Origin of the sequence: Bacillus sp. FSL K6-0255 (assembly GCF_045040725.1) — a bacterium.
Taxonomy (GTDB): Bacteria; Bacillota; Bacilli; order Bacillales; family Bacillaceae; genus Bacillus; species Bacillus subtilis.
Map to the genome: position 1 here is coordinate 580601 of NZ_CP150278.1, position 11993 is coordinate 592593.

An 11993-nucleotide genomic window follows, 5' to 3' on the forward strand; every position below is an offset into this window, starting at 1 on the left:
GTACTATAAGTCATCATTAGAAAGATTAAGGTCATGGGAGGCTTGAACATATAAAGAAAAAGGACAACAGCTGTTGTCCTTTTCAATGCCGCTTGAACTTTCTCCCTCAGTCTTTTTTGTCTTGATGATCCAGCTCTTTTATTCGTTTCGTAAGCTCATTGAAAGCCTGATCAAGCTCCTTATACCCTTTATCATTTGGCGTCATAAAACTGAGCTTTCCCAGCACTTCTTGTCTTTCTGTCTCAAGCTTTAACCGAAGCTCCTCCCGCTCATTTCTTTCTGAAGGAGCGTCGTTTAACTGCTTTTCGATGCCGTTGTTTGAGATGACGAGTTTACTGTTTGTTGTTTTTTCGAGAAAGTATCGGTCATGTGAAACCGCCAGCAATGTGCCGCTGTATTGTGACAGTGTTTCTTCCAGCTGTTCGCGTGACGGCAGGTCGAGATGGTTTGTCGGCTCATCTAAAATCAGCACGTCTTTTTCCTCCAGAATATAGGCCATCAGCTTGATCTTTACACGCTCACCCATACTCATATGCTTGATCGGTTCAGTCCATTGGGCGGCTGTAAAACCTAAGTGCCTCATCAGATTTTGAACGTGCCCCCTTGCTTTGAATGTTTCATTCTTAAATAACTCTTCCGGTGTTTGTTCTAAAGGCAAATCAAACACCTCCTGCGTTAAATAGCCGATGTTTGCGGACGGCGACACCCATACACTTCCTTCTGCTGTTTCCTGTCCCAGAATGATGTTCAGTAATGTCGTTTTTCCGCTGCCATTGGGGCCTATGATCGCAACCTTTTCGCCGTGCTGAATCGTAAAGTTTGCGTTTTTAAAGAGGGTCCTTTCTTCAAACGCTTTTGTTACATTCTGAACTTCTAAAAAACGTTTTCCTGTTTTGTGGGTTGTATCGATTGAAAAGCGGACTGTATATTCTGGGGTAACGGGTTTTGCCTTTGCTTTTTCCAGCTCTTTTTCAAGCCGCTTCTGCTTGGATTTTATCTGGGCATCCGTACGCTTCGCTTTTACCCGGTGATATTCTTTAAACCCTTCCTTTTTCGTCGATTGAGCATGGGCTTTTTCCGACCAAGAAGCGAGCTCATTCATTTGTGCTTCAATCCGTTCAACCATTTTTTGCTGCTTTTCATATTCACGCTGCTGGGTGAGTCTTTTCTTCTCCCGGAACTTCATATACCCGGAGTAATTCCCTTTGAATTCAATCAGCGTCTGATCCTCAAGCGACCATATTTTTGTTGCGGCTTCGTCTAAAAAATATCGATCGTGAGAAACGAGAATCACAGTGCCGTTATAATGTTTCAGCTGTTGGATGAGAAATTGCAAGCTTTTTTCATCAAGGTGGTTTGTCGGTTCATCTAACAGCAGCAGATCTGCATCCTCTGATAGTCCTTTCGCCAGCCGCGCTTTTAGTTTTTCACCGCCGCTTAACTGATGAAAATCACGAAGAGGCACATGCCATTTCTCCAGTAACTTCTTTTCGGCAGGTGTCTGATCCGCAAAGGAATATGCCGCTGTTTCCTGTTCAACCAAAGCCAGTTTTATATCCTTTCGAAGGATTTGACCCTGGGAAGGGGCTAAGTCATTGTGAATGAGGTGCAGCAGCGTAGATTTCCCAGCGCCGTTTTTGCCGATAATTCCAATGATATCTCCTTGCTGAACACTGGCATTTATATTTTTAAAAACAGTCAGATCCTTCACTTCATAGCTAACGTTTGTTAATGTTACGATCTCTTTCATCCATATCCCTCGCTTTAAAGGGAGAATAAAAAAATCCTCCCAAATGTGTTGGAAGGATTAGCCGTGCCTGTGCATGATCAAATAAGCTATTTTTTATAAATAGCAGGTCGTATATATAGAAAATGGGCAGACTAATCCTATTTTTTGATTTGAAATATTGATTTCAAACGGTAAAAATAAGATTAGTTAATCATTGTCCACCCATCATCCCTTCTTGTTTTGATTACAAACACTATAGCATACCTTCAAATTCAAAAGCAAAGGTCATTTTCATCAAAAAACTCCTGCTCTCATTTTTGAGGCAGGAGTTTCGAGTGTTATTGATGCTTCGCTTTTCTCACTTTATAAATTACAATCAGCAAAATAAACCAAACCGGTGTGACAAATAAGGAAACACGAGTATCCTGTGCCAGTGCCAGCACAACCAGAACAAACGCCAGGAACGCAAGAATCAGGTAATTTGTAAACGGATAAAGCGGAAGCTTAAACTTGTTTGTTTTCGCTAATTCAGGTCTTGTTTTGCGGTATTTCATATGGCAGATGACCGTAATCCCCCAAATATAGATAAAGCATACGGTTGAAATACTTGTGATCAGGGTGAATACGCCTTCTGGCATGATGTAGTTTAACGTAACACCGATTAAAATCACGATAGCTGAAAAGAATAAAGCATTTCTAGGCACTTTACGCTGAGTCAGTTTCGCCATTGACTCAGGCGCATTGTGATCTTTCGCCAGGGAATAGACCATACGGCTTGTACTGAATACAGCGCTGTTGCATGCTGAAGCAGCGGAAGTCAATACAACAAAGTTGATAATACTTGCAGCCCCGACGATGCCAACCGCGACAAATACTTGTACGAATGGGCTTTCGCTGGGATTGATGACATCCCAAGGATAGATGCTCATAATCACGAGAAGAGCCCCGATATAAAAAAGCAGCACACGGACAGGAATATTGTTGATCGCCTTAGGGATTACTTTTTCAGGATTTTCTGTTTCACCGGCCGTAAGCCCGACAAGCTCAATGCCGACAAAAGCAAACACAACCATCTGGAACGAGAGGATAAACCCGTGCATGCCATTCGGGAACAGGCCTCCGTGGCTCCAGAGGTTTGTGAAGCTGGACACTCCTGAGCTTGTGGAAAAGCCTTTGAAAATCATCACAAGGCCAATGACGATTAACGCCAAAATGGCAATGACTTTAATCAAAGCAAACCAAAATTCTAATTCTCCAAAAAGCTTGACTGTCGCCAGATTCATAATCAGTAAAATAATAAGAGCGATTAAGCCAGGCACCCATTGCGGCACACCCGGGAGCCAATATTGAGTGTAGAGCCCGACTGCTGTCAGATCAGCCATCGCAATGGAAATCCAGCAGAACCAATATGTCCAGCCGGTGATAAATGCTGCCATATCGCCTAGGTAGTCTTGTACAAAATCCACAAAAGAGTGATAGTTCAAGTTTGATAACAGCAGTTCACCCAGCGATCTCATAATTAAAAAGCAAATGATCCCTGTGATCATATAAGCAAATAAAATCGAAGGTCCGGCAAAATGAATCGATTTGCCCGAGCCGAGAAATAAGCCTGTCCCAATGGCTCCACCGATGGCGATGAGCTGGATATGCCTGTTTTTCAAGCCTCTCTGCAACGTTTGCTGATTTATATTGTCTTTCGTCATGTCGTCTGTCACTTTATGTGTTCCTCCATTGAAAATTGTTTATTGAGTCAGCAATCTATTTTTAATGATTATTATAACACTAAAATTTCTATCTTTTTTACTAAAAAAGGATTGATGAAAAGAATTTTAATGTGATTTGGACTATTTCCCGAAAAAAGCGGCTCCATTTAGGGAGCCGCTTTCTTATGCTTTTTCAGTTTTTTTCATAAACAGGTAGAGCCCGTAATCTGTCGGTGCGGATGCGTAGCCTGCCTGCCGCAGCATTGCTGTGATATTGCCACGGTGGTATGTCCCGTGGTTGACAACGTGGGGAAGCAGTTCGGAAACAGTTGTTTTCATGATTCCGCTTGAGGGATTCTGAATCTGGAGTGGCTTATTGAGCTGTTCTTTTTGCTGTAAAAATAGTATATAGCGCTCGGATAACCTCAGAAAAAGGTCTTCCATTTCCTCTATTTCTTTAGCCTCTGTCTGTTCTTTAAGCTGTTCAGCTAAAGCCAACGCATCGCTCAAGGTTTTGCCGGAAAACACTTCAATCCAGCCGAGATCAGAAAGATAAACATGAGACAATACATGGGATATTGACGGAAACACGCTTTGAATTTCTTGATGGTATACCTCTTTTGGAAGCTCTTTTAATCGGTTGAATATTTGTTGATTGGCCCAGACGTTATATTCATACAATTTGAATGCAAAATCTGACATGTTAAAATTCCCCCTTTCGTGTGTATAGCTTCCATTATACACGAACATGAGTTCTTATATAGAGTGCTCAAAAATAAAATTTGTTGACATATATAGTTTAGAGGAATAAACTAATTGACATTGAACATAAAGTTTAGCGGGGTAAACTATAATGAGGAGGGGAAGATATTGAATGAACAAAAGCTATGTCAGGCGATAAACCTGTTTGTGGAAGTCCTGCTTGAAGGGACAGAATTTGTACATCGTGAAATCAATCAGGATGTCTTCAAGCATATCTCAAGGGAACAGGCAGACCTGTTGAAAATTTTAAAAGTCAAGGGCCCAACCTCTCCCGGCAGCCTGGCCATGTACCAAAATGTACATAAGAGCGCGATCTCTAACAGACTGAAAAAGCTGCTCGAAAAGGGATTGGTTCAATGGGACGACTGTCCGGAAAAAAGTGATAGGCGCTCTAAGCTTATTAACATTACACCCAGTGGTGAACACATACTAGAAGAATTAGATTCAGCCATCTTTAACGCGCTCAAACCGCTGATTGATGATATAGATGAGGAACACTTACATTCCATCATCGAGATATTCACCATTTTAAAAAGCAAATTTAAAGGAGGAGATTCTGCCGAATGAGAGCAATCATCAAATTCAAGTGGGCAATTGCAGCCATAGTATTAGCACTTACCGTCGTTTTGAGTTTGTTTTCTCCGAACTTAACGGAGCTGGCCAATCAAAAGGGGCAGGCCCAGCTTCCCGCTGATGCTGTTTCAGAAAGGGCAAACGCCATTTTAAAACAAGCGGGAGAAGACAATAATTCGATCAGTGTTGTCTTTACATTAGACAACGCTATAAAGAAAGAAACAGAGAATCAGCTCCGGATAATGATTGATAAAATCAAAAAGATCGACGGTGTAGAAGAGGTAACATCTCCTCTGTCAGCGGAAAAAGAAGTCAAAGACCAGTTGATGTCGAAAGACAAGAAAACCGTTCTCATGCCTATCACGATTACAGGTTCTGATAAAAAGGCGGAAAAAATCGCGGACGAGATTTATCAAATCGTTCCTGATGATTTGACGGCTTATATTACGGGAGCTTCCCTTATCAACCAGGATTTCGCTCACAGCTCAGAGGAAGGGCTTAAGAAAACGGAAGTGATAACAGTCTGCCTGATCATCGGTTTACTGTTGATCGTGTTCCGATCTGTTGTGACGCCTTTTATCCCGATTGTGGTTGTCGGTTTTTCTTATCTGATCAGTCAATCTATACTGGGCATCCTTGTATACAATGTTGATTTTCCTATCTCGACGTTTACGCAAACCTTCTTAGTTGCGATCCTGTTCGGCATTGGAACAGATTACTGCATACTGCTTCTTACACGGTTCCGTGAAGAATTGGCAAACGGGCATGATAAAAAAGAAGCGGCGCTTATCGCTTACCGCACAGGGGGAAAAACCTTATTTATCAGCGGATTTGCGGTATTGATCGGATTTTCCGCCTTAGGATTTGCGAAGTTTGCGATTTTCCAATCCGCAGTAGGGGTAGCAGTCGGTGTGGGAATTTTAATGATCATCCTCTACACACTGCTGCCATTATTTATGGTGACGCTGGGTGAAAAATTATTCTGGCCTTCTAAGAAAGTGCTGTCACACAGTGATAACAAACTATGGGCGTTTCTCGGCAGACACTCCGTTGCGCGTCCGTTTCTGTTCATTGTCATCACGGTGGTGATTACGCTTCCGTTCATCTTGACCTATGATGACCAGATTTCATTCGACTCAACTGCGGAAATCAGCAGCGATTATAAATCTATAAAAGCTCTCGAGGCCATTAAGGATGGATTCGGGGAAGGAAAAGCGTTCCCGATCAATGTTGTCGTAAAAGGAGACAAAGATCTTACAACAGCTGATACAATCCCCTATCTAGGAAATATCAGCAAAGCGATCGAGAAAGTTGATCATGTTGACTCTGTTATGACCATTACGCAGCCGACTGGTAAAAAAATCAAAGATTTATATATTGATAACCAGCTAGGATCGGTTTCAGACGGGCTGGATAAGACGGTGAAAGGGATTGCCGATGTCCAAAGCGGATTAACGGATATAGAAAACGGACTGAATCAAATGGCAGGGCAAACCGGCTCGGCCTCAAATGGAGGGTCTGGCGGTTCACTGGGCGATGCGGCAGATGGCTTGGGCAAAATCAATCAGCAGCTGCAGCTCGTGAGCAAACAGATTTCCCAAACCGGCAATACCGCACAGACCGTGCAGCAGCTTACGGCAATAAGCGGACAGCTTGGCCAGATTCAAACCGGCCTTGAACAAGCGAACCAACAGCTCTCAGGCCAGCAGGCACAAGCCGGAACGCTGACAGAAAGCCTGAAAAAGCTGTCCGAAGGCGTGAAAAGCGCAAATGAGGGCCTGACGAAAGTCTCTGACGGTATTACAGCTTCCAGTGATATATTAGAGGACATGAGCAAAAGTCCAACTGTAAGAGATACTGGCATATTCATTCCTGATCAAGTAATGAAGGACAAAGACTTTAAGAAGTCAATTGACCAGTATTCCTTTGCAGACGGCAAAGGTGTTCAATTAAGTGTCGTTCTGGATTCAAATCCGTACTCAGAACAAGCTATTACGACAATAAACCAAATCAAAAAAGCTGTCGCAAACGAAGTTGACGGCACTCCTTTGGAGAATGCACAGATCGTGTACGGCGGGGTCACGAGTATGAATGCGGACTTAAAGGAGCTATCCACAACGGACTTCTCCAGAACAATGGTGATTATGATTATAGGCCTGTTTATCGTGTTAACCATTTTGTTCCGCTCAATGATCATGCCGATTTATATGATCGCGTCATTGCTGCTGACGTACTATACGTCGATATCCATAACAGAATTAATTTTTGTAAACGGCTTAGGAAACGCGGGTGTCAGCTGGGCAGTGCCATTCTTCAGCTTTGTCATCTTGATCGCGTTAGGGGTAGATTATTCGATCTTCTTGCTGGATCGATTTAAGGAAGAGGTGCACCTTGGCATTGAGCAAGGTGTCGTCAGGTCAATGAGCAAAATGGGATCTGTCATTATTACAGCTGCCATTATATTGGCCGGTACGTTCGCGGCGATGATGCCTTCAGGTGTCAATACACTGATGCAGGTGGCAAGTGTTATCATCATCGGGCTCTTGCTTTACGGCCTTGTCATACTTCCGCTCTTCATCCCGGCAATCATTGCGACCTTTGGAGAAGGAAACTGGTGGCCGTTCGGCAGGAAGAAAGGAAAAGAATAATCGAGAGAAGAGTGATGAATGGTCATCACTCTTTTTTCATGACTAAACGACTAACTTCAGACGTGTTACCAAAAAAGATCAGACGATCAAACGGCGGCTGTACTTAAAAACAAAGAGCCCGGAAAACATTCCCGGGCTCTTTGTTTTATTTCCATTCTGCAATTGTATCAATCGGCAGACGGTAGGAAGCATAGCCTTCGTCTGCTGCTTTTCCGATAGAAAGTAGCATAACCGGTACATAACGTTCTTTATCTAATCCGAAGGTTTCCGCGATGTTTTCTTTATCGTATCCGCCGATCGGGTTTGTATCGTAGCCATGCGCGCGTGCAGTCAGCATCAGTTGCATGGAAACGAGACCTCCGTCAATCAGGATCGTTTCACGGTTGACCTGTGCCGGGAGCTTTTCAAAATGTGCGGTCAGCGCGGCGATTTGTCTGTCTTTGACCTCCTGCGGCATGTAACCAAGTTCCACGGCTTTTGAATAGATTTCTTCTAAGTAGTCTGCATTGTTCATGTCTGCAAATACAGCGATGACAGCAGATGATGTTGTGACCTGTGTTTGGTTAAAGCTTGCAAGCGGTGCGAGCTTTTCTTTTCCTTCCAGGCTGTCAATGACAAGAAAACGCCATGGCTGCGCGTTAACAGAAGATGGCGCAGTTGTTGCTTCCTCTAAGATCTCTGTCATTTCTTCTTTGCTGATTTTTACTGCCGGATCATAGTTGCGAATCGAACGGCGGCCTTTCATAATTTCCATAAAATCGTTTGTTTTGATCATGTTGATACACTCCTCTTAAGCTTCGATATTATTTATATTGTTTCGCATGTGCGCCAGCACATCAATGAGCAGGCGGCGTTCTTCTGCGCTTACATTTGCGAGCATTTCCTTCATGAAACGCTCCTTTTCCTTCTTAGAAGACTCAATTCGCTCTCGTCCTTGGTCTGTTAACCGAACAAGGGTGATGCGGTTGTCCTCAGGCTTGCGCCGCCTTGATACCATGCCTTTGGCTTCCAGCTGTTTCAGGTGTCTGGTAACGGCTGCGCTATCGATATTTACTTTCTTTTGAAGGTCGCTTTGACTGATCTCATCTGCATGATAAAGCAATGTCAGCAATTCCAAACGAGATTGGCTGATGCCCGTGCATGCCTCGAACTTCACGCCAATCACCTTGTTCACGCCTTGCAGCTGATATAAAATCTCGGCTTCCTCTGAACAAAATGACGCCAAAACCCATCCCTTCTTTCCTGTCAAAACTATTAATTGATATATCAATGATTGACACGTCAATTAATATACAACGATTGATTTCATCTTGCAAGCCATTTGCACTTTTGAACAACCTCCCAGCGCATAAAATTCGCTAGGCTAGAACTTAGCAAAAAAAGCTGGCCGCTTCTTCAGATGATGCTGGTCACGATGATTCCCTGCATCATTCCCATTTATAGGTGTTCGGAATATCACTTTGCCGAGCCCGTGCTCAAGCGGCTTTCACAGGCTGAAAGTTATGATACAATATACAAATGTTTCACAGCTTCAATCCATAGTTGGAGCTGACATCCATTATATAAGGGACTAGGTTGAAGGGAAGGTTTGATAACATGCTGCACAATCCAACTGGAAAAGAACGCTTGGCACTAGCGTTTCTGCTCGGCATGCTTGCTATATTGGGCCCGCTTAATATAGATATGTATTTGCCAAGTTTTCCTGAAATCGCGAAAGATTTATCAGCAAGTGCTTCACTTGTTCAGTTAAGTTTAACAGCCTGTCTGGTCGGGCTTACGATCGGCCAGCTGATTGTCGGGCCGGTCAGCGATGCGCAGGGAAGACGAAAACCGCTATTAATCTGTATTTTTTTATTTGCGTTATCTTCTCTGTTTTGTGCACTGTCGCCCAATATAACAACTTTAGTGGCTGCGCGTTTTTTACAAGGCTTCACTGCTTCTGCAGGGCTTGTGCTGTCTCGCGCAATCGTCCGCGATGTGTTTACCGGAAGAGAGCTTTCTAAATTTTTCTCGCTGTTAATGGTCATTACCGCGGTGGCGCCAATGGTTGCGCCTATGACAGGCGGTGCCATTTTGCTTTTGCCGTTCGCAACGTGGCATACAATTTTTCACGTCTTAATGATCATCGGATTTTTACTAGTTCTTCTGATTGCATTGAGGTTAAAAGAAACGCTTCCGCCGGAAAAACGGATTCCAAGCTCAATCGGAACATCCGTCAAAACGATGGGCAGCCTGCTGAAGGATCGATCCTTTATGGGGTACGCGTTAACTGTCGGATTTATTCACGGGGGAAGCTTTGCATATGTGTCTGGTACGCCTTTTGTATACCAGGATATCTACGGGGTGTCTCCGCAGGTATTTAGTATTCTTTTTGGCATTAACGGGCTGGCGATTATATCGGGCAGCTTTATCATCGGACGCTTTGGCGGAATCATTCATGAAAAAAGCCTGCTTCGTATAGCGGTCATTACGGCTATGATTGCGACGGCTGTGCTATTAACCATGACCATGATTCACGGTCCTCTTGCTACATTAGTCATATCCATTTTCATTTACATGATTACGATCGGCATGGTTCTGACCAGCACGTTTACCCTAGCCATGGAAAAGCAGGGGCACCGCGCCGGAAGTGCAAGTGCGCTGCTTGGAATGCTTCCGCTGCTCCTCGGTTCAATCGTGTCACCGCTTGTAGGCATTAATGAGACAACAGCCGTTCCGATGGGAGCCATCATGTTTGTGACAGCTGTCATCGGCTCACTGGCGTTTTTTGGATTAACGAAAGAACGAGTAGGGCAGAATTCATAAAAAAACCTGACATGACGTCAGGTTTTTTGTTTTATTTAGAATAACAACAGCAGGCCTGCAATCGCCGGAGTCAAAAAGATGGCTGATTTCAAAACCACCTTTGGCATGAGGTTGGTGAATTTCGCGCCTACATAGGCCCCGCACATTGTCCCGACCAGAACTTTGACAAGTAAAACGTAATCAACAAAACCTTCTGTAATATATCCGATGCCTCCACCTACAGCCAGAGGGATGATCACAAGCATCGTCGTTCCGACAGAATGGCGAATGGACAGATTCAGCATAATCATTAAACCGATTTGAATAAAAGGTGCCGACCCGATGCCGAATGTGCCGGAAAGAACGCCGGCTGCAATTCCTAAGATGACCGCTCTCGTATACGTTGAAAGAGTGCTTTGATTCACTTGAGCCTTCTCTTTTAAAATAAATAATCTGATTAAAATGAGAATTGCTGATAAAAATAACATTCCAGCCGTCAAATAATGAAGCAAATCAGCCGGAATAAAAGAAGTCAGCTTGGCGCCGAAAAATGAGCCAACCGCAGCAAAGCCTCCGACTATTAAGCCGATTTTCATTTGAATGTTACCCTCGCGATAGTGGCTGTATGCCCCTGATAAGCTTGTAAAAGCCATGCCGGCAAGCGAAGTGCCTAAAGCCGTATGAATCGGGATATGGAAAAGAAGCGTTAAAAGGGCAATGACAAAGCCGGCTCCACCGGCGCCAATAAAGCCTAAAATAATTCCTAGAAGAAACATAACAAGAATAATGAGCATATTTTTTCCTCCATTGAAAAGATGTAAAAATGTAATCGTGCGCTATTCTGGCGGAGGTATGGTGTCCTATTGACGAAGAAAAACACGCCGTTTTTTCAGTTGCCAGTAGTCCGTCGACCGTCGTTCAGCAAACATATCGTACCTCAAATTCAGGGATCTGACAAGGCAGTTTGTTGCTTCCCATTACCATCTGTTATATGATTTTGATGAAGAAAAACCCTTGAATATATTCAAAAGAGGTATTATATATGGACGATTTTAAATTAGATAAGCCGACTCCCTACTACCTGCAATTTTATAACCAGCTAAAAAAAATGATCTTCAACGGGACTTTTAAGCCTGGGGAACGGATAAACGAAACACAGCTGGCGAAAAGCTTTGGCGTCAGCCGCTCTCCGATAAGGGAAGCCATGCGATTGCTTGAGAAAGATGGTTTGTTAAAAGCGGATGACCGAAATGGATTTTCGATCACGTCGTTAACGGCAAAAGATGTAGATGAGATTTATAAAATCAGAATTCCGCTGGAGCAGCTGGCAGTCGAATTAGTCATAGACGAAGCGGACGAAGAAGAGCTGACCATACTCGAAAAACAGCTTGAAGAAACAGAGAAAGCGATTCACAACGGCACGGAAGATACAGAAATCATTCGTTTAAACCAAAAATTTCATGAGCTGCTGGTTGATTTCAGCCATAACAGACATTTGAAAAATTTGCTTGAGCATGTAAATGACCTGATTCATTTTTGCAGAATCCTTAATTATACCGGCGATCACCGCGCAGAAACGATACTGCGTGAGCACCGCAGGATATTTGAAGAAGTGAAAAAGAAAAACAAAGAAGCAGCCAAACAGCATGTGCTGGCTCATTTCAATCATGACTGTGAGCATTTGAAGCATGTGCTTGAAGAAGGTAAAGAGAATTGATTTCTATGATCCGGTACCAAGGGGGAGCAGAACCCTTGGTTTTTTTATGTATTCACCACATATCTAAGAGGCCCCGT

Annotated in this window: 10 protein-coding genes; 4 read left to right on the plus strand and 6 right to left on the minus strand. The window is 43.5% G+C overall.

The window, feature by feature from the left end; translation table 11 throughout:
• Positions 1-106: 106 nt before the first annotated feature.
• The 3 genes from vmlR to dinB all read right to left on the minus strand — a co-directional run bounded on the left by vmlR (position 107) and on the right by dinB (position 4134).
• Positions 107-1750 carry an ABC-F type ribosomal protection protein VmlR gene (gene vmlR, locus MHB62_RS03035; protein ID WP_032722938.1) on the minus strand — a complete coding sequence of 548 codons (1644 nt, stop codon included), beginning with the start codon at positions 1748-1750 and terminating at the stop codon, positions 107-109.
• A 317-nt stretch (positions 1751-2067) separates the two neighbouring features.
• A complete protein-coding gene (locus MHB62_RS03040; protein WP_014475969.1) occupies positions 2068-3444 on the minus strand; it encodes an amino acid permease in 1377 nt (458 codons plus the stop codon).
• Positions 3445-3615: 171 nt separating this feature from the next.
• Positions 3616-4134: a damage-inducible protein DinB gene (gene dinB / locus MHB62_RS03045; RefSeq protein WP_014478997.1), complete on the minus strand. Its 519-nt coding sequence runs from the start codon at positions 4132-4134 to the stop codon at positions 3616-3618.
• Between the two features lie 168 nt (positions 4135-4302).
• Here dinB and MHB62_RS03050 point away from each other — a divergent pair, with 168 nt between their 5' ends.
• On the plus strand, positions 4303-4761 hold the full coding sequence (locus MHB62_RS03050; protein ID WP_003242874.1) for a MarR family transcriptional regulator: 459 nt from the start codon (positions 4303-4305) through the stop codon (positions 4759-4761).
• On the plus strand, positions 4758-7415 hold the full coding sequence (locus MHB62_RS03055) for an MMPL family transporter (protein ID WP_032722939.1): 2658 nt from the start codon (positions 4758-4760) through the stop codon (positions 7413-7415). Before MHB62_RS03050 ends, MHB62_RS03055 begins: the two co-directional genes overlap by 4 nt.
• A gap of 145 nt (positions 7416-7560) precedes the next feature.
• Here MHB62_RS03055 and MHB62_RS03060 read toward each other — a convergent pair whose 3' ends face one another.
• Together MHB62_RS03060 and MHB62_RS03065 are read right to left on the minus strand one after the other, a co-directional pair.
• The gene (locus MHB62_RS03060) at positions 7561-8190 is read right to left on the minus strand and encodes a nitroreductase family protein (RefSeq protein ID WP_032722940.1); all 630 of its coding nucleotides are present in this window, start codon (positions 8188-8190) and stop codon (positions 7561-7563) included.
• A 15-nt stretch (positions 8191-8205) separates the two neighbouring features.
• A complete protein-coding gene (locus MHB62_RS03065; RefSeq protein ID WP_080287650.1) occupies positions 8206-8700 on the minus strand; it encodes a MarR family transcriptional regulator in 495 nt (164 codons plus the stop codon).
• A gap of 311 nt (positions 8701-9011) precedes the next feature.
• On the opposite strand from MHB62_RS03065, the gene MHB62_RS03070 reads away from it, so the two are divergent.
• Positions 9012-10220 carry an MFS transporter gene (locus tag MHB62_RS03070; protein WP_015715324.1) on the plus strand — a complete coding sequence of 403 codons (1209 nt, stop codon included), beginning with the start codon at positions 9012-9014 and terminating at the stop codon, positions 10218-10220.
• Positions 10221-10255: 35 nt separating this feature from the next.
• Here MHB62_RS03070 and MHB62_RS03075 read toward each other — a convergent pair whose 3' ends face one another.
• The gene (locus MHB62_RS03075; protein WP_003234130.1) at positions 10256-10993 is read right to left on the minus strand and encodes a sulfite exporter TauE/SafE family protein; all 738 of its coding nucleotides are present in this window, start codon (positions 10991-10993) and stop codon (positions 10256-10258) included.
• A 248-nt stretch (positions 10994-11241) separates the two neighbouring features.
• On the opposite strand from MHB62_RS03075, the gene MHB62_RS03080 reads away from it, so the two are divergent.
• The gene (locus MHB62_RS03080; RefSeq protein WP_003234129.1) at positions 11242-11916 is read left to right on the plus strand and encodes a GntR family transcriptional regulator; all 675 of its coding nucleotides are present in this window, start codon (positions 11242-11244) and stop codon (positions 11914-11916) included.
• The last annotated feature ends 77 nt before the right edge of the window (positions 11917-11993 follow it).

Excerpts from the sequence above, each read along its gene's own strand:
- MHB62_RS03055 (WP_032722939.1), top strand. The coding sequence starts at position 4,758 with ATGAGAGCAATCATCAAATTCAAGTGGGCAATTGCAGCCATAGTATTA.
- MHB62_RS03075 (WP_003234130.1), bottom strand. The coding sequence starts at position 10,993 with ATGCTCATTATTCTTGTTATGTTTCTTCTAGGAATTATTTTAGGCTTT.
- MHB62_RS03060 (WP_032722940.1), bottom strand. The coding sequence starts at position 8,190 with ATGATCAAAACAAACGATTTTATGGAAATTATGAAAGGCCGCCGTTCG.
- MHB62_RS03070 (WP_015715324.1), top strand. The coding sequence starts at position 9,012 with ATGCTGCACAATCCAACTGGAAAAGAACGCTTGGCACTAGCGTTTCTG.
- MHB62_RS03080 (WP_003234129.1), top strand. The coding sequence starts at position 11,242 with ATGGACGATTTTAAATTAGATAAGCCGACTCCCTACTACCTGCAATTT.
- dinB (WP_014478997.1), bottom strand. The coding sequence starts at position 4,134 with ATGTCAGATTTTGCATTCAAATTGTATGAATATAACGTCTGGGCCAAT.
- vmlR (WP_032722938.1), bottom strand. The coding sequence starts at position 1,750 with ATGAAAGAGATCGTAACATTAACAAACGTTAGCTATGAAGTGAAGGAT.